Below are 20,100 nucleotides of genomic sequence, written 5' to 3'. Positions count from 1 at the left end.
CTCACTTCTCGTCTTCGGCGTGGCGCACCAGGGCGCCCAGCGCGCGGAACCACGTTTCGGCCAGGTCGCGCACCCGCTCTTCAGGCGCGAGGGCCTCGGGCCACGACCAGTAGGCCGCCAGTGCGGGGCCGCCGGGCCGGTCTTCCACCAGCGCGTTGACGGTCAGCGCGTGGGAGACGCGCTTGCCGGGGTCGGCGCCGAGGTCGGCGGCGTCGCCCTCGGGGGCATACTCCCAGTCGCCCTCGTCGGCGTGACCGAAGCGTCCCATGTAGTTGAACTCGATCTCCGGCGCGGGCAGCGCCGCGAGCTCGGGCCTGGTCACGGGGTTCAGGTGCCGCAGCAGCCCGAAGCCCGTGCCCGCCACGGGGGCGGCGTCCAGTTCGGCCCGCACGCGCTCCAGTGCCGTGCGCGCCGCCGGGCCGTCCGCCAGCGCGTCGGCGAGGTCGAGCTCGCCGAGGTCGAGGCAGACGGGCACGACGCTGGTGAACCAGCCGACCGTGCGCGACAGGTCGTCACCACCGGCGAGCTCGTCCTCGCGGCCGTGGCCCTCGAGGTCGACGAGCGTCGCCGTGCCCTCGCCCGCACCGTGGCGGCGGCGCCAGTCGGCCACCGCGAGCGCGAGGCCGGTGAGCAGCACGTCGTTCACCGCCGCCCCCAGTGCCGCCGGAACGCGGCCCAGCAGGGGGCCCGTCACCGCCGCCGGCAAGGTCAGCGACAGTGCCGCCAGCCCGGACTCGACGTCCGCCTCCGGATCACGCGAACGCAGCAGCGGCAACGGATCGCCACCCGCGAGCACCGACCGCCACCGGTCCAGCTCCGCCTCGCGAGCCGGCTCCACCGCGCGCGCCGCGAGCTCCTCGGACCACCGCCGGAACGACACGTCCACCGGCGGCAGCTCCGGCTTCCGCCCGGCGGCCACGGCCTCCCACGCCGCCGCGAAGTCGGGCAGCAGCACTCGCCACGACACCCCGTCGATCACGAGGTGGTGCACCAGCACCAGCAGCCGGCCCCGCTCCGGCCCGGCGTCGAACCACGTCGCCCGCAGCATCGCCCCGGCATCCGGGTCGAGCCGCGCCCGCGTGGCCAGGGCCTCCGCCGCGATCACGCGTGCCAGCTCCGCACCCGCGAGGCCGCGAACGTCCACTCGCGACACCCAGCCGCGCACGTCCACCGGCTCGGGCACCCGCAGCGCCCACCGCACGGGTTCCCGGTCGAGCCGCGCCCGCAGCATCGGGTGCCGGTCGACGACGGCCCGCAGCACGGCCGTGAGGCGGTCGCTCGTGACCTCGGCCGGCGTGATCAGCAGCGCCGCCTGGTGGTACCCGGCGATCGGCCCGCCCAGCTCCCGCATCGCGTGCATGATCGGCGTCAGCCCGACGGTGCCGGTGCCGTCGTCGGACACCGGCTTCGCCACGCCGGCCTCAGTGGCCACCGTCGCGAGCGCCGCCACCGTGCGGTGCCGGAAGATGTCGCGCGGCGAGATCCGCAGCCCACCCGCGCGCACACGGGCCACCAGCTGCATGGCGACGATGCTGTCGCCGCCCAGAGCGAAGAAGTCGTCGTCGACGCCGAAGCCCGGCACACCGAGCACCTCGCCGACCATCGCGCACAGCTCGCGCTCCCGGTCCGTCGACGGCGCGCGGCCGCCGATCTGGGCCGAGAAGTCCGGTGCCGGCAGAGCCGCGCGGTCGAGTTTCCCGTTGGCCAGCACCGGAAGCCGCTCCAGCACCACGAACGCCGCCGGGACCAGGTGATCGGGCAGCGCCGAGACGGCGTGGCGCCGCAGCTCGGGCGCGTCCACCGGCGCCGCCGGCACCACATACGCCACGAGCTGCTTCACCCGCGCCTCGCGCACCACGACCACCGACTGCGCCACGGCCGGATGCCGGTCGAGTGCCGCCTCGATCTCCGCGGGCTCCACGCGGAAGCCGCGGATCTTCACCTGGTCGTCGGCGCGGCCGCCGAAGTCGAGCCGGCCGTCGGGCGTCCACCGCGCGAGGTCACCCGTGCGGTACATGCGCGTGCCCGGCTCGCCGTACGGGTCGGCCACGAACCGCTCGGCCGTGAGCGCCGACCGGCCGAGGTAGCCCCGCGCCGAGCCGCGACCGGCGAGGTACAGCTCCCCGGTCACGCCCGGCGGCACGGGCCGCAACGAGCCGTCCAGCACGTAGGCGCGGGTGTTGGCCACCGGCCGGCCCACGAGCGGCCGTTCGCTGTCCGCGATCCGCGCGACCAGCGCGTCCACAGTGGACTCCGTCGGCCCGTAGAGGTTGAACGCCTCGGTGCCCACCAGCTCGGCCAGCCGCCGCCAGAGCGCATCCGGCACCGCCTCGCCGCCGACGCCGACCACGGCCAACGGGCACCGGTCACCCTCGACGAGCCCGGCGTCGGCCAGCTGCGTGAACAGCGACGGCGTGACCTCGATGAAGTCGAGGCCCTCGCGCCGGATCAGCTCGGCGAGCTGCTCCGGGTCGCGGCGCACCTCGTCGGGCACGACGTGCACGGCGTGGCCGTCGAGCAGCCACAGCTGCGGCTGCCACGACGCGTCGAACGAGAACGACCACGCGTGACCCACCCGCAGGTGCTCGCGCCCGGTGCGCGCCACGGCCGGCCGGTGCAGCGTCGCCCGGTGGCTGTGGAAAAGGTTCACCAGCCCCGCGTGCGGCACCACGACACCCTTCGGCGTGCCCGTCGAACCGGACGTGTAGATCACATACGCCGGGTTCCCGGGCCGCAGCGGGCGTAGCCGGTCGGCGTCCGTCAGGTCCGCTTCGGACACTTCGGCCGCCAGGAGATCCGGCAGCAGCACGGTGTCGCCGAACTCGGGCAGAACCCCTCGGACCTCTTCGACGGTGACCAGCAGCACGGGCCGGGCGTCGGCCAGCATCGCGGCGAGCCGTTCGGCCGGGTAGTCCGGGTCGAGCGGCAGGTAGCCCGCGCCGGCCTTGTGCACGGCGAGGATCGCCAGCAGGACGTCGGCCGACCTCGGCAACGCCAGCGCCACCAGCGTCTCCGGCCCGGCACCGCGCTGGACCAGAGCCCGCGCGAGCCGGTTGGCCCGCGCGTTCAGCTCCGCATACGTCCACTTCGCCCCGCCGACGACCGCGACGGCGTCGGGCGAGCGCCGCACCTGTGCCTCGAACAGCCCGGCGACGGTCGACGGCTCCACCGCGAGCACGTCGTCGTTCCACTCGTGAAGAATCCGCCGTGACAGCGCGGCCGGCAGCACCTCGACCGTCCCCGCCGGACAGTCCACTTCGGACGCCATCGCGCCCAGCAGCAGTTCCATGCCGGAAAGCAGGCGCTCGGCGTCCTCGTCGGTGAACAGATCCGCGCGGTACTCGGCGGTGAGCCGGAGCCGCTCGGCCGGTTCGACGGCCCACGTCAGCGGGTAGTGCGTCGAGTCGCGGTGGTCGACGATCGTCGCCTGCAGCCCGTCGTCGGGGTCGTCCTCGGCGCCGGGATAGCTCTCGAACACTACGAGCGTGTCGAACAGCTCACCCAGCCCGGCCTCGCGCTGGATGTCGGCCAGGCCGACGTGCTGGTGCGGCAGGAGCGCGGACTGCTCCTCCTGCACGCGCTCCAGCAGCGTCGACAGCGGTTCGGCCGGATCGTGGCGCACGCGCACCGGCACGGTGTTGATGAACAGCCCGAGCATCCGCTCCACGCCGGGCAGCTCGGGCGGCCGGCCCGCGACCGTCGCGCCGAACACCACGTCGGTGCGCCCGGTCAGCGACCCGAGCAGCAGGCCCCACGCCGTCTGGACGAGCGTGTTCACCGTGAGCCCCCGCTCGCGCGCCAGCTCCGTCAGCTCGGCGGTTGCTTCGAGGGGCAGTTCGAGCGTCCGCTGCTTCGGCAACGCGGGCACGCGATCCGGGTCCACGGGCGCGAGCGGCGTCGGCTCGGCCAGCCCGGCGAGCGAGTCGCGCCACGCCGCCTTGGCCGTGGCCTCGTCCTGGTCCCGCAGCCAGCCCAGGTAACCGCGGTACGGCAGCGCGGGCGGCAGCTCCCGACCGGCGTGCAGCGCGGACAGCTCGGCCAGCAGCTGCGGCACGGACCAGCCGTCGAGCAGCAGGTGCTGGTGCGACACGACGAGCCGGTGATTCCCGTCGGCGAAGCGCACGAGCAGGAACCGCAGCAGCGGCCCGGCGGTGACGTCGAACCGGCGGCGCTCGCGCGCGAGCTCAGCGTCGAGATCATCGTCGGTCGCCTCCCGCCACTCGGGTTCTGCCGAGCGTGCGACGAGCGCGACCGGGCGCCCGGAGGCGAGGTAGCGGTAGCTCGTGCGCAGGTTCGGGTGCCGGACCAGCAGATCACGCGCCGCCTGCCGCAGCCGGGACGGGTCGAGCGGGCCGGCGAGGTCGGACCCGAACTGCACCGTGTAGACGTCCGGGCCCTCGGTGTCGGCCGTGGCCAGGAACAGCAGACCCGACTGCAGCGGCGTGAGCGGCCAGACCTCCGCCGCGCCGGGTGCGGTCGCCTGCAGCTCCGCGCGTTCCGCGTCGGTCAGGTCCAGCAGCGGCCGGCCGCCCTGCGACGACGGCGTGGCCGGCACCTCTCCCGCGACCTCGGCGAGCCCGGTGACCGTGCGGTGGCGGAAGACGTCCCGCGCGCCGAGCAGCAGACCGGCGGCCCGGGCGCGGGCCACGAGCTGCATCGCGACGATGCTGTCGCCGCCGAGACGGAAGAAGTCGTCCCGCACGCCGACGCGCGGCAGCCCCAGCACACCGGCCACCAGCTCCGCGAGCACTTCCTCGCGGGGCGTGGCCGGAGCATCCTCGCCGGCCTCGAACTTCGGTGCGGGCAGCGCGCGGCGGTCCAGCTTGCCGCTCGGGGTGAGCGGCAGCTCGGCCAGCGGCACGACGGCGGCCGGGACCATGTGCTCGGGCAGAGTTTTCCCGACGTGGTCGAGGAGATCGTCCGTGGCCCCGCTCGCGACGACGTAGGCGACGAGCTGCCGTCCTTCGTGGACGATCACGCGCGCCTGCGCGACGGCCGGGTGCGTGCCCAGCGCGGCCTCGATCTCGCCGAGTTCCACGCGGAAGCCGCGGATCTTGACCTGGTCGTCGGCGCGGCCGAGGAACTCGAGCTCCCCGTCCGCCGTCCAGCGGGTGAGGTCGCCGGTGCGGTACATCCGCTCGCCGGGGACGCCGAGCGGGTTCGCGACGAACCGTTCCGCCGTCAGGCCCGGACGCGCGTGGTAACCACGGGCCAGCTGCACTCCGGACAGGTACAGCTCCCCCGGCACACCCGGCGGCACCGGCCGCAGGCGCGCGTCGAGGACGTGGGTGCGGGTGTTCCACACCGGACGTCCGATCGGGACCCGGCCCGACGGCGCCACCCGCGCGGGCGCCGCGGTGACGTCGACCGACGCCTCCGTGGGCCCGTAGAGGTTGTGCAGTTCGGCGTCGAGGTCGAACCTCGCGACGAGGTCGGCGGGCAGGGCCTCACCGCTGCACAGCACGCGCCGCAGGGTCGGACACGCGCGGGCACCCGGCTCGCCGAGGAACACCTCCAGCATCGACGGGACGAAGTGGACAGTCGTCACCCGCTCGTCCCGGATCAGCCGGGCCAGGTACGCGGGGTCCTTGTGGCCTTCCGGCTTCGCCACGACCAGCGTCGCGCCCGTGAGGAGCGGCCAGAAGAACTCCCACACCGACACGTCGAAACTCGACGGCGTCTTCTGCAGCACCCGGTCATCCGCAGTCAAACCGTACTCGTCCTGCATCCACAGCAGCCGGTTCACGATCCCCGCCTGCGGAACCACCACACCCTTCGGCCGCCCGGTCGAACCCGACGTGTAGATCACGTACGCAGGCGCGTCCGGTGCAACCGTCAGACCGAGATTCGTGCTGCCGTACCCGGACACGTCGACCGGCCTGTCGAGCACCACGGCGGGCGCCGCGTCGGCGAGCATGAACTCTCGGCGCTCGGCCGGATAGTCCGGGTCGAGCGGCAAGTAGGCCGCACCCGCCTTGTGGATCGCGTAGAGGGACACCACGAGATCCAGCGACCGCGGCAGCGACACCGCCACCACGGACTCCGGCCCGGCGCCCTGGTCGCGCAGCCACCGGGCGAGCTGATTGGCCCGAGCATTCAGCTCCGCGTACGACAGCGACGCGTCTTCGAACACCACTGCGGCGACATCCGGCGTCCGCGCGACCTGCGCCTCGAACAGCGCTGGCAAGGTCGTCGGGAACACGTCGTGATCCGTGACATTCCACGTCTCCACCAGCGCGGATTCGGCGTCCGACCGCACGTCGAGCGAGCCGACCGGCACCGAGGGATCGGCGGCGACCTGCTCCAGCACCCGCACCAGGCGGGTCGCGAACGACTCCGCGGTCGCGCGGTCGAACAGGTCCGCGCTGTACTCCACCGCACCGGCGATCGCGCCGCCCGGCTGCTCCAGGAAGCCGAACTCGAGGTCGAACTTCGCGACGTCCTGCGTCACGTCCTCGCGCACGACCTCCAGGCCCGCCAGCCGCGGCGGGTCCGCGCCCTCCGGCAGGTACACGACCATGGTCTGGAACAGCGGGTGCCGCGCCAGGGAACGCTCCGGGTCCGCCACCTCGACCACCCGGTCGAACGGCAGGTCCTGGTGCGAGAACGCGGCCAGGTCCGTCGCCCGCACCCGGCGCAGCAGCTCGCCGAACGCCGGATCGCCCGCCAGATCCGTGCGCAGGACCAGCGAGTTCACGAAGAACCCGACCAGGTCCGTGAGCCGCTCGTCCGTGCGCCCGGACACGGGCGCGCCCAGCGGGATGTCGGTGCCGGCGCCCAAGCGGTGCAGCAGCGTGGCGACCGCGGTCTGGCTGAGCATGAACATGCTGGTGTCGTGCTCGATCGCCAGTTCGCGCAGCCGCGCCGTGAGCCCGGCCGGCACTTCGAACGTCACCGTGCCGCCGCGGTGGCTGGACTCCGCGGGTCGCGGCCGGTCGGCGGGCAGGTCCAGCTCCTCCGGCAACCCGGCGAGCGCGCCGCGCCAGAACGAGGTCTGGCTCTCCTGCTCGCCGTCGAGCAGGGACTGGTGCCACAACGCGTAGTCCGCGTACTGCACCGGCAGCGGCGTCCGCTCGGGAGCGACGCCGCCGAGCCGCGCGCGGTAGGCCGTCGCGAGGTCGGCCAGCAACGGGCCTTCCGACCACTCGTCGGTGACCACGTGGTGCAGCAGCACGAGCAGCACGTGCTCGTCGTCGGCCACGGTGAGCACGCGCACACGCACCGGTGGGGCCTCGTCGAGCCGGAACGGGACGTCCACTTCGGACCGGATCCGCGCCTCGGCGTCGGTCACGCGCTCGGCCGCGAAGTCGAGCGGCGCGCCGGGAAGGATCCGCTGCGCCGGGACGCCGTCGTGCTCCTCGAAGACCGTGCGCAGCACCTCGTGCCGGGTGACGACGTCGCCGAACGCCGCCCGCAGCGCCGCGAGGTCCAGTTCACCCCGTAGCCGCCACGCGGTGGGCAGCGAGTACGTCGAGGTCGGGCCTTCCAGCCGGTAGAGGAACCACAGCCGCTGCTGGGCTGCCGACAACGGCAGCACCTCAGGCCGTTCCCCCGCCACCAGTTCGGGGCGGTCACCGGACGGCGCGGTCAGCCGCTCGGCCAGCGACGCGACCGTCGGTGCCTCGAAGACGTCCCGCACGCTGACCTCGGCACCGGCCGCCCGGATCCGCGAGACCAGCCGCATGACCAGCAGCGAATGACCGCCGAGGGCGAAGAAGTCGTCGTCGATCGACGGCGCCGGCACGCCGAGCACCGCCGCGAACAGGTCCCGCAGCTCGCGTTCCCGGTCGGACCGCGGTTCACGACCGCCGGTCGTCGTGAACTCCGGGTCCGGCAGGGCGGCGCGATCCAGCTTGCCGCTGGGGGCCAAGGGGAACTCCTCCAGCGGCACGACCACGGCCGGGACCAGGTGTTCCGGCAGGGTTCTCGCCAGCTCGGCCCGCACGTCACCCGGTGCGCCGGTGACGTAGGCGACGAGCCGCTCGTCCCGCGCCACCACGACGGCACCGGTGACCCCGTCGAGCGTGGTGAGAGCCGCCTCGATCTCGCCGAGCTCGACGCGGAAGCCGCGAACCTTCACCTGGTGGTCGACGCGGCCGAGGAACTCGAGCACCCCGCCGTCGGTCCACCGCGCGAGGTCGCCCGTGCGATACATCCGCTCCCCCGGCGGACCGAACGGGTTCGCCACGAACCGTTCCGCCGTCAGCCCCGGCCGCGCGAGGTACCCCCGCGCGAGCTGCACGCCGGACAGGTAAAGCTCGCCCGGCACTCCCGGGGGCACGGGCCGCAGGCGCGCGTCGAGCACGTGGGTGCCGGTGTTCCAGATCGGGCGGCCCAGCGGGACTCCCGGGCCGTCGAACGGACCGGCCGCCCGGAACGCCGTCACATCGACGGACGCCTCGGTCGGCCCGTACAAGTTGTGCAGCTCGGCCGGGAGCAGCTCGGCGAACCGCGTCGCGACGTCGGACGGCAACGCCTCACCACTGCACAGCACCCCTCGCAGCCCGGCGCACCCCGCTGCTTCCTCCAGGAACAACCGCAGCATCGACGGGACGAAGTGGACAGTCGTCACCCGCTCGTCCCGGATCAGCCGGGCCAGGTACGCGGGGTCCTTGTGGCCTTCCGGCTTCGCCACGACCAGCGTCGCGCCCGTGAGGAGCGGCCAGAAGAACTCCCACACCGACACGTCGAAACTCGACGGCGTCTTCTGCAGCACCCGGTCATCCGCAGTCAAACCGTACTCGTCCTGCATCCACAGCAGCCGGTTCACGATCCCCGCCTGCGGAACCACCACACCCTTCGGCCGCCCGGTCGAACCCGACGTGTAGATCACGTACGCGGGCGCGCTCGGCGACACCCGCACGCCGAGATCCGCCGGGTCGTACCCACTGACGTCGACCGGACCGTCCAGCACCACGGCCGGGGCCGCGTCCGCGAGCATGAACTCGCGCCGCTCCGCCGGGTAGTCCGGGTCCAGCGGCAGATACGCCGCCCCCGCCTTGTGGATCGCGTACAACGCCACCACCAGGTCCAGCGACCGCGGCAACGACACCGCCACCACCGCTTCGGGTCCCGCACCCCGCTCCCGAAGCCACCGCGCCAGCCGGTTCGCCCGCTCGTTGAGCTCCGCGTAGGACAGAGCCGCACCTTCGAACACCACGGCCGGGGCATCCGGCGTCCGCGCCACTTGAGCCTCGAACAGCTCCGGCAGCGTCGCCACCGGCACGTCGTGGGCAGTCGCGTTCCAGGACTCCAGGCACGCCAGCTCTCCGTCGGCCACAACGTCGAGCGCAGCCACCGCGACCGACGGCTCGGCCGCCGCCTGCGCCAGCAAGGAGCCCAGCCGGGCGAGCAGCCGACACGCCGACTCCGCCGTCCAGCGGTCCGCCGCGTATTCGAGCATCAGCGTGAGCGGCCCCGCACCGGCCTCGTCGACGAGCGTGAAGTGCAGGTCGAACTTGGCCGTCGCGTGCCCGGGTTCGAGCCACGTCGTGGGCAACCTGAGCACGTCGGGGTCGCCGTCGGGCCGGTAGTGGTAGCCGACCATGACCTGGAACAGCGGATTCCGGCCGGGCACCCGCGGCGGGTTCAACGCCTCCACCACGCGCTCGAAGGGCACGTCCTGGTGCGAGAACGCGACCAGGTCCGCGGCCTTCACGCGCTCCAGCAGCTCACGGAACGTCGGCTCGCCACTCACGTCCGTGCGCAGCACCAGCGTGTTGACGAAGAACCCGACCAGGCCGTCGACGGCCGCGTCGGTGCGGCCCGCGATGGGCGCGCCCAGCGGCACATCGTCGCCCGCGCCCACCCGGTGCAGCAGCGCCGCGACGGCCGACTGCAGCACCATGAACAAGCTCGCCCCGGCCTCCGCCGACAACGAGCGCACGGCTTCGGCGAGCGCGCCGTCGAGCGGCAGCCGGACCTTGCCGCCCCGGCCGCTCGGCTGCGCGGGACGCGGCCGATCCGCCGGCAACGGGATCTCGTCGGGCAACCCGCGCAGCACGCCGACCCAGTACGCCAGCTGTCCAGGCTCCGCATCAGCGAGGAAGTCCCGCTGCCACAAGGCGAAGTCCGCGTACTGCACGGGCAGCGGAGTCCACTCGGGAGCCGCCCCGAGCAACCGGGCCTCGTATGCGGTGCCCAGATCCGTGAGGAACGGCCGGTCGGACCATTCGTCCGTCGCGCCGTGGTGCAGCAGCATGGCCACGACATGATCGTCGTCGCCGGCTCGCAGCACGTCGATCCGCACCGGCAGCTCCCGCGCCAGGTCGAAGCGCCGCTCGGCCAGCTCCGCGACGCGAGTGTCCACCTCGGACTCGGCGCACTCCAGCACGGAGAACGGGATCTCCGGCGAGTCAAGAATGGACTGGTGCGGCTCACCCTCGTGCTCGGCCAGCACGGTACGCAGCACCTCGTGGCGCGCCAGCACGTCCCCGAACGCGAGCCGCAGCGCCGCCACATCCAGGCGACCGCGCACCCGCACGAACAGCGGGTACGTGTACGCCGCCGCGGTGGTGTCCATGCGGTCGAGCACCCACATCCGCTGCTGCGCGAACGACAACGGGATCCGCTCCGGCCGCTCGCGCGGCACGACGGCCGGCCTCGCCGGCACACCCTTGCCCGCTCGGGCGGCCAGCTCCGCGACGGTCGGCGCCTCGAACAGGTCCTTGATCGCCAGCTCGGCGCCGAGCTCGGTGCGAGCGCGGCTGATCAGGCGCGTGGCCAGCAGCGAATGCCCGCCGAGGTCGAAGAACGACTCCGCCACGCCCACGCGCTCGAGGCCCAGGACCTCCGCGAACAGCTCGCAGAGCACCTCTTCCTCGGGTGACGCCGCCGGCCGGCTCTCCGCCAGCGACACAGCGGGTTCGGCGTCGGGCAGGGCGCGCACGTTGAGCTTGCCGTTGTCGGTCAGAGGCAGGCTGCCGAGCGTCACGAACGCGGCCGGGACCATGTAGTCGGGCAGCTGCCGCTTCAGCTCGTCACGCAGCACCTGCACCAGCTCGGCGCTGCCGCGGGCGGCGGTCGGGCTGTTCGCGAACCGCGTGAGGTTGGTGCCGGTCGCCGCGGGCACGTAGAGGCCCGAGACCGGCACGTCCGCGCGGACGAACACGGCGTCGAACACCCCGTCGACGCCGGTCGACCACGTCGTGTGCACAGCGAAGCCCGAACTCTCGCCAAGGCGGTGGACCGCTTCGGGTTCGACGCCGTCACCGGCGCCGTGGAAGCGATCCAGCACGTCGAGCAGCGGCGCGCCTGCGTCGAGCGCCCGCATCGCGGCGAACTCCGCCGCGAGCCGAGCGTCCGGGATCCGGCTGACCCGCAGTTGGTCGCCGGTCAGCCGGCTCTCCAGCTCGGCGAGCGAGCCGACCTCGTCCCACAGCACGCGCGGCGCCTGCGCCACCGGCACTTCACCGGTGGCGTCCTTGGTGAGGACGACGTCGTAGCGATAGCGGCTCAGCTCGTTGTGCAGTTCGGCCCGCTTCACGCGGATCCGCGCGCCGACACCGGGCAGCTTGTGCGCGAGCGCGGTGAAGTAGTCCGGGTCGAGCAGGAGCTCCTTCTCCAGCGCCGCACCGCGTTCGATCGCGCGGCGCAGCTGGGCGACGTCGGACGTCGCGTCGGCGCGCGTCAGCTGGATGGCGGTGTGGAACGAGCGCGCGAGCCGCAGGTTGCGCACGTCGCCGACGAACAGCGAACCACCGGGCGCGAGCAGGTCCAGCGCCGTGCTCAGCACCTGCGTGAGGTAGTCGACGCTCGGGAAGTACTGGACCACGGAGTTGATCACGACGGTGTCGAAGTGCCCGCGTGGCAGGTCGCCGAACTCGTGCGCCGGCTGCGCCCGCAGCGTGACCTTGGCGGCCAGCTCCGCGTCGTGTTCCAGCTCACGCGTCAGCTTCCCGATCACCGGGGCGGCGAGGTCCGTGCCCCAGTACTCCTCGGCGTGCGGCGCGAGCTGCCCCATCAGCAGGCCGGTGCCGACGCCGATCTCCAGGATCCGCCGCGGCGCCAGCTCCCCGATGCGCGTGACGGTGGCGGCGCGCCACTCCCGCATGTGCGCCAATGGAATCGGCGTGCCGTCGTAGCTGGAGTCCCAGCCGGCGAAGTCCTCGGTGAACAACGCGGTCGGGATCTCGGTGTACTCGTCGAAGTAGATCTGCTGCCACTCACCGACCTGGTCGGCTTCGGCGGCGTCGCGCTCGTCGCCGCTGAGCTCGGCCGGCACGACGTAGCCGACGAGCCGCTGCAGCCCCGGCGCCGACGGGTCCGGCCGCGCGATCACGGCCGCCTGCGCGACCTGCGGATGCCGCGCCAGCGCCGTCTCGATCTCGCCCAGCTCCACGCGGTAGCCGCGGATCTTCACCTGGTCGTCGGTGCGGCCGAGGAAGTCGAGGTTCCCGTCGGGGCGGCGGCGCACGAGGTCACCCGTGCGGTACATGCGCGCGCCGGGCGCGCCGAAGGGATCCGCGACGAACCGCTCCGCGGTGAGCCCCGGCCGCCCGAGGTACCCGCGGGCCAGGCCGGTGCCGGCGATGTAGAGCTCGCCCGGCACGCCGTCGGGCACGGGTCGCAGCCAGTTGTCCACGATGTACGCGCGGGTGTTCCAGATGGGCTTGCCGACGGTCGGGGTGTCGCTGTCGGTCGTGCCGCCGCCGAGGGTGTTGATCGTGTACTCGGTGGGGCCGTAGAGGTTGTAGCCGTAGACGCCTTCGGTGTCGCGCAGGCGGTTCCAGACCGATTCGGACACGGCCTCGCCACCGAGCAGCACCAGCGCGGGCCGGTGGCTCGCAGTGTCCTCGTCTAGTGGGCCCTCGTCTAGTGGGCCCCCGTCGAGCAGGCCTTCCTCGATGAGCAGGTACGCGTAGGTCGGCGTCACGTTCACCACGTCGACGCGGTGCCGGTTGCAGTACGCCACGAGCGCGCGGGCGTCGCGGCGCAGCTCTTCGTCGCACACGTGCACCTCGTGGCCCTCGACGAGCCACAACAGTTCTTCCCACGACATGTCGAAGGCGAACGACACGGTGTGCGCGATCCGCAGGCGCCGCCCGCCGGCCGACGCGATGGCCGGCCCGAAGATCGCCTCCTGGTGGTTGAGCTGCATGTTCGTCAGGCCGCGATACGGCGTGACCACACCCTTCGGCTTCCGCGTGGAACCGGAGGTGTAGATGACGTACGCGGGGTGTTCCAGGCGGTCCGCGCGGTCGCGGCTGAAGAGCGGGCGCTCGACGTCTGCCGGCTCGCCGCCGGACAACGCCGCGAGTTCGGCTTTCGTTTCGTCGTTGTCGACCAGCACCCGCGGCAGATCCTCGGGCAGGTCCCGCGCGACGGCGGTGGTCGTGACCAGGCACAGCGGACCGGCGTCGTCGAGCATCAGCGCGAGGCGGTCGGCCGGGTAGTCGAGTTCGAGGGGCAGGTACGCCGCGCCCGTGCGCAGGACGGCGAACAGCGCCACGACCATGTCGATCGAGCGCGGCAACCCCAGCGCGATCACGCGTTCCGGCTCGGCGCCCCGGGAAAGCAGCAGCCGGGCCATGCGGTTCACGGCTTCGTCCAGCTGCGCGTAGGTCAGCGTCTGCTCGCCGAAGACGAGGGCGGTGGTTTCCGGCGTGCTCGTGGCCTGGGCGGCGAGCAGGTCGGCGATGGTGTCCCGCGCCATCGGGTGCTCGGTGGCCGCCCAGATCTCCGCCAGCTCCGCTCGGCGGTCGGCCGACACCGTCTCCAGCGCGCCGACGGGTGCGGTCAGGTCGCCCACGAGCTGCTCGACGAGCCCGGTGAAGCGGCCCAGCAGCACGGCGGCCTCGTCCGCCGCGATCACGTCGTCGCGGTAGGACAGCGTCACGCGCATCGACTGCCCGGGCGTGACCACGAGCGTCAACGGGTAGTGCGTGGCGTCGACGTTCACGAGGTTCGTGATGCCGTGGCGGTGGCGCAGGCCGGCGTAGCGTTCGTCGCCGTCCGCTCCGCGGAGCACGAACAGCGTGTCGAACAGCACGCGGTGGCCGGCCTCGCGCTGGAGCACACCGAGGCTCATGAACTCGTACGGCGTGAGGTCCATGCGCTCGGACTGGATGCGGCGCAGCAGGTCGAGCACCGGCTCTTCCGGCACGAGCCGCACGCGCGTGGGCACGGTGTTGAGGAACAAGCCGATCGTGGTCTCGATGTCCGGCACCGCGGCGGGGCGCCCGGCGACGGCGGCGCCGAACACCACGTCCTGGCGGCCGACCATCGTGGACAGCACGAGCGCCCACGCGGCGTTGAGCACGGAGTTCACGGTGAGACCGTGGCGGCGGGCCTCGTCGCGCAGGCGGTCGGTCAGCTGGGGCGTCAGGTGCGCGTCGAGGTTGACCGGTGTGACGGGCTCCAGCCCTTGCGTGTCGGGGCCGATCAGCGTCGGCTCGCTCAAGCCGGACAACGCGGAGCGCCACGCCGCCGTGGCTTCCTCGACGTCCTGGCGCGACAGCCACTGCAGGTAGTCCACATAGGACCCGCCGGCCGGCTGTTCGCCGCCCTCGTAGTGCGCGAAGAGCTGCTCGATCAACAGCCACGCGGACCAGCCGTCCCACAGCAGCAGGTGCCGGTTGAGCACCACGCGGTCGCGTTCGGCGCCGAGGCGCACGAGCGTGATCCGGAACAGCGGCGGGTGCCCGAGGTCGAACCGGCTCGTCCGGTCGCGCTCCATCAGCTCGGCCAGCTGCCGCTCACGGTCCGCTTCGGACAGGTCGCGCAGGTCCACTTCGGTCACCGGCGGCGGGAAACCGGCCGTGACGAACTGCACCGGCCCGCGCAGGCCTTCGCTGGTGAAACCCGCGTGCAGGCTCGGCGTGCGGTCCATCAGCGCCGCGCACGCGGCCCGCAGGCGGTCGGCGTCGAGGTGCCGGTCGAGGTCGATGGCCTCCTGGATCGTGTAGATGTCGATGCGCGACTGGTCGTAGCTGGAGTGGAAGAAGAGGCCTTCCTGCAACGGCGAGAGCGGCCAGATGTCCGACAGCGGCAGCGGGCTCAGCCGTTCGACGTGCTCGATCTCGTCCTGCGCCAGCTCGATCAGCGCGAGGTCGGAAGTGGTCAGCCCGGTCGCGGCGACGTCCGTCGCGGCGAGGTCGGCCAGCGCGGCGACCACGCGGTCGACGAAGTCCGGCGTGGCACCGGCGAAGGTGAGCGCCAGCACCGGCCCGTCCGGCGTGTCCTCGCGGACCGCGCCGATGCGCAACGCGTGCGCGCCGGCGGGTGCGCCCGGGCCGGCCGCGAAGCCCCAGTCCTGCGTGCCGAACGGCACGTGGCTCGCGTACCGCAGCAGCACGTCGGCGCGGGCGAGCTGGGCGAACAACGGCGCGGCCTGCGGGTTGAGGTAACGCAGCAGGCCGTAGCCGAGGGCGTCGGGGGCCGCGCGGACAAGGTCCTTGACCTGCTTGAGGTCCGTCGCCGTGAGCCGCACCGGGCGCGCGGTGTGCAGCGCGCCCACCGCGTCGGGCGTCCCTTCAGGACGGTCGAGCACATCGACGATCAGCTCACCGCCGGCTTGGGCGAGCGCCGTCAGCAGCACGTCGGTCACGTCGCCACGCACCGACGCCGGCAGCTGCTCGACGAGGGCCCGGCTCTGGTCGGCGGAGAACCGCACGGTGCGTTCGGTCTGTGTGCCGGGGACGGGGACCGTCGCGGCGCCCGGCGCGAGGGTCGCGGCCCAGTGCTCCAGGTCCGCCAGCAGCTCCGGTGCCTGCGCCCGCTCGGTGACGGCGCGGGCGTGGGTGCGCAGCGAGGTTTCCACCGCGGCGAACACCGGCGTGCGCCCGGCTTGCACCGCCGTCCACGCAGTGGCGAGGTCGGCCGCGATCGTGCGCCACGACGGCGCGTCGACCAGCAGCGGGTGGGCGGTGAGCAGGAGCCGGTCGCCGGACCTGACGGCCCGCAGCAGGATCCCGGCGTCCGGATCGAACTCGGCCGTGTTGTTCTCGGCCGTGTTGTTCTCGGCCGTGTTGTTCTCGGCGAGCAGCACTTCGGCGGCGTCGACGGCGCCGGCCGGGCGGGTTTCGAGCGACCACAGCACGGACGCGACTCGGCTGCGCTTGAGCCGCAGCCCGTCGTGGTGGTCGAGCACCGCCTGCAGCGCCGCCGCAAGGCTTTCGGTGTCCGCGCCGGCGGGCAGACGCAGCCGGATCGACTCGGCGCCGCTGTCGCCGAGGTCGCGCAGACGGTGGACCTCGGGCAGCAGCGGCACGTCGCCGACCCCGTCCGGATCGGGTACCGGCCCCTGCGCCACGGGCACACCACCGAGTGCCGCGAGCGCGGCGGGCGTGCGGTGGGTGAACACGTCCTTCGGGCTCAGGTCGAACCCGGCCCGGCGGGCGCGGCTCGACACGCTGATCGACGTGACGCTGTCGCCGCCCAGCAGGAAGAAGTCGCCGTCGGCGCCGACCTCGGCCAGCCCGAGCACTTCGGCGAAGATCGCCGCCAGCGCCGACCCGCGGTCGTCGCCGCGCTGTACCGCAGCCGCGGCCGCGGGGACGGCCGGTGCGGGCAGGGCGCGAGTGTCGAGCTTGCCGCTCGGGGTCAGCGGGAACTCGTCGAGCACCACGAGGGCGTTCGGCACCATCGTCGCGGGCAACGCCGCGGTCAGCGCGGCGCGCAGCTCGTCGGGGTCCGCGGCGCCCGCCGCGTAACCGACCAGGGCGCCGTCTCGCACGACGACCGCGGCCGCGCGGACGCCGGGCTGCGCCGCGAGCACGGCCTCGATCTCGCCCAATTCGATGCGGTTGCCGCGGATCTTCACCTGCCGGTCGGTGCGGCCCAGGTACTCGAGCTCGCCGTCGGCGCGGCGCTGCACGAGGTCGCCGGTGCGGTACATCCGCGCGCCGGGTTCGCCGAACGGATCGGCCACGAACCGTTCGGCCGTCAGCGCGGACTGCCCGTGGTAGCCCCGCGCGAGCTGCACGCCCGCGAGGTAGAGCTCCCCCGCCACGCCGTCGGGCACCGGGCGCAGGCACGGGTCCAGCACGAGCAGGCGCGTGTTCCACACCGGACGTCCGATGGGGACAGTCGCTTCCGGACCGTCGCGGAACTGGAAGTACGACACGTCCACGGCTGCCTCGGTCGGGCCGTACAGGTTGTGCAGCGGCACCCCCGTCAGCCGCCGCCAGCGGGACGCGGCCTCGCCGGGCAGCGCTTCGCCACTGGTGAACACACGACGCAGCGATGCGACCCAGCGCGGGGCGTCGGTGACCTCCTCGACGGAGAGGAACGCGGCCAGCATCGACGGCACGAAGTGCAGCGTCGTCACGCCGTGGGTGCGGATCACGTCGGCGAGGTACGCCGGGTCGCGGTGGCCGTCGGGCCGCGCGAACACCACGGCCGCGCCCTCGCGCAGCGCCCAGAAGAACTCCCACACGGACACGTCGAAGCTCGAAGGTGTCTTCTGCAGCACGCGGTCGTCGGCACCCAGCCGGTACTCGTGCTGCATCCACGCGAGCCGGTTGACGATCGCGCGGTGCGTGACCACGACACCCTTGGGCCGGCCGGTCGAACCGGACGTGTAGATCAGGTAGGCAGCGTCGTCGACGCTCGCCACCCGGGTGGGCCGATCGGCCACGTCCGGACCGTCGAGGGGCACCTGCTCCAGGCCGGCCGGAACCCGCGCGGCCGTCCCCGCTTCGGTGACCACCAACGCGGCGCCGGAGGACGCAAGCATGTACTCCAGCCGTTCGGCCGGGTAGTCGAGATCCAGCGGCAGGTAGGCCGCGCCGGACTTCAGCACGCCCAGCAGCGCCACCATCAGCTCGGCCGACCGCGGCAGCGCCACGGCGACCACCGACCCGGGCCCCGCACCACGGGCTCGCAGCCGCCGGGCCAGTACCGCGGCCCGCGCAGCGAGGTCCCCATAGGACAGCCGCTCGTCCTCGAACAGCACGGCCGTCGCGTCCGGAGTCTCGGCCGCGTGCCGCTCGAACGCCGAGAGCAGCGTCTGCTCCGGCACGGAAACCGCCGTCGCGTTCAGCTCCCCCAGCAGCTCCAGCTCCGCGGCCGAGACGAGGTCGACGTGCGCCACCGGCGCGTCCGGGGCCGCGGCGAACGCTTCGAGCACTCGCACGAACCGTTCCGTGAGCTGCTCGGCCGCCCGCGCGTCGAGGCGGGCCGCGTCGAACTTGAGGCCGAACTGCAGCGTCTCGCCCGGCGTGGCGATGAGCGCGACCGGGTAGTGCACGGCGTCCACGACCTCCACGCCGGTCACGCGCAGTGCACTCGCGTCGTCGTTCTCGCGCGGGTAGTTCTCGACCACGACAAGCGTGTCGAACAGCTCCTCCTGGCCCACGCCGGCGATCCGTTGCAGTTCGGCGAGGCCGAGGTGCTGGTGGTCCAGCAGCGCGGCCTGCTCGTCCTGCAGCCGTCGCAGCAGCCTGGCAACGGTGTCGGCCCCGGTCCAGCGAACCCGCACGGGCAAGGTGTTGATGTACAGGCCGACGGCGTCCTCGATGCCCGCGACACCGGGGTCGCGGCCCGACACGGTGCTGCCGAAGACCAGGTCCCCGCGGCCGGTCAGGCGGCCGAGCAGCAGGCCCCACGCGCCGTGCAGCACGGTGCCGAGCGTGAGCCCGTGCTGGCGCGCGAACGCGCCCACCCGGGCGGTGATCGCCGCGTCGACGGCGAAGTGCACGCGCGACGGACGTCGTGGCGCCACCCCGGCGGGTGTGGTCACCAGGCGCGTCGGTTCTTCGATGCCCGCGAGCGCCGTCCGCCACGCCTGCCGCGCCGCGTCGTGGTCGCGCGCGGCCAGCCGCCGCAGGTGTGCGGTGCGCGAGGCGGGCTCGGGCCGAAGCGGTTCGGTTGCGCCGTAACGGGCGAGGATCTCGCGCACCATCACGGCGACCGACCAGCCGTCGGCCACGATGTGGTGGAAGGTCAGGGCGAGCCGCTCGCGCCCGACGAGCGTGGCGCGCAGCAGCGGCGGCCGGTCGAGGGCGAAGCGGCGGTCGCGGTCGGCGGCCAGGGCGTCGGCGGCGGCTTCGGGCGAGATCTCCCGCCATGGCAGCTCGGCGTGCGCCGCCACGACCTGGACCACGCGGCTGTCGTCGAGCTGGCGGAAACCCGACCGCAGCGACGCATGGCGGTCGAGGAGGTTCTGCACGGCGCGACGCAGCGTCGGCGGGTCCACCGGCCCGGCGAGGTCGAAGATCTCCTGGACGGTGTAGACGTCGTCGTCCTCGAACGCGGCGTGGAAGAAGAATCCTTGCTGCAACGGGGTCACCGGCAGCACCTCGGCGTGCGAGCCGAGGGCGGCCGAGTCCGCTTCGGACAGCTCCAGCAGCGGCTCAGCCGAATCGTCGGCTGTGGTCACTTCGCCGGCGCACGCGGCGAGCGCCTCGGCGGTGCGGTGCTGGAAAACCTGCCGGGGTGTGATGGCGAGGCCGTGGCGGGCGGCGCCGAGCACGAGCCGGATCGACGTGATGCTGTCGCCGCCGAGCGCGAAGAAGTCGTCGTCAGCGCCGGCCGAGGGCACACCGAGCACGTCGGCCATCACGGTGCACAACGCGACCTCGCGCGGCGTTCGCGGCGAGCGGCCCTGCGCCAGCGCTCCGAAGTCGGGCAGGGGCAGCGCGGCGCGGTCGAGCTTGCCGTTGGTCATGATCGGCAGGCGGTCCAGCGGCACGAACGCCGAGGGCACCATGTAGTGCGGCAACGCCTCTTCGACCCGGGTACGCAGGTCCTTCATCAGCGACGCCGGGTCCCGGTAGACCACCGGCACGTTGGCCAGCCGCCCGTCGGTCGCACCGGTGTACGTCGCCACCGGCTCCTCGCGCGACAGCACGAGGTCGAACGCCGTCGCCGTCTCCCCGGACCACGTGGCCGCCGCGCGGTAGCCGGCCGCGCCGGCCAGCTCGACCAGCACGTCCGGGTCCATGGCCGCGCCGGGAGCGGGCGCCGGCTCCCGCCGAGCGCCAGCAACGCCGTGAGGTCCGGGATGAGCCGCTCGTTCGGGATTCCAGTGACTCGGAGGTCCACCGGCTCGAGCTCGCCGAGGTGAGCCGCGAAGGTGCCGGACGAGCCCAGCTCGGCCCACGGCACCGCCGGGACTTCGCGCGGGGCCGCGGGTTCCGTCCGCAGCACGAGGTCGTA

The 20,100-nt window shown here is 73.3% G+C and carries 1 protein-coding gene; it reads right to left on the bottom strand.

Going from position 1 to position 20,100, the window contains the following annotated elements; translation table 11 throughout:
- Position 1: 1 nt before the first annotated feature.
- Entirely contained in the window at positions 2-19,885 is a 19,884-nt protein-coding gene (locus QRX50_RS31805; protein ID WP_285966805.1) for a non-ribosomal peptide synthase/polyketide synthase, read from the bottom strand.
- Between the last annotated feature and the right edge of the window lie 215 nt (positions 19,886-20,100).

It is taken from the genome of Amycolatopsis sp. 2-15 (assembly GCF_030285625.1).
Classification (GTDB): domain Bacteria; phylum Actinomycetota; class Actinomycetes; order Mycobacteriales; family Pseudonocardiaceae; genus Amycolatopsis; species Amycolatopsis carbonis.
The sequence above is the reverse complement of the archived record's forward strand: the minus strand, read 5'-3'. Positions and strand labels throughout refer to the sequence as shown.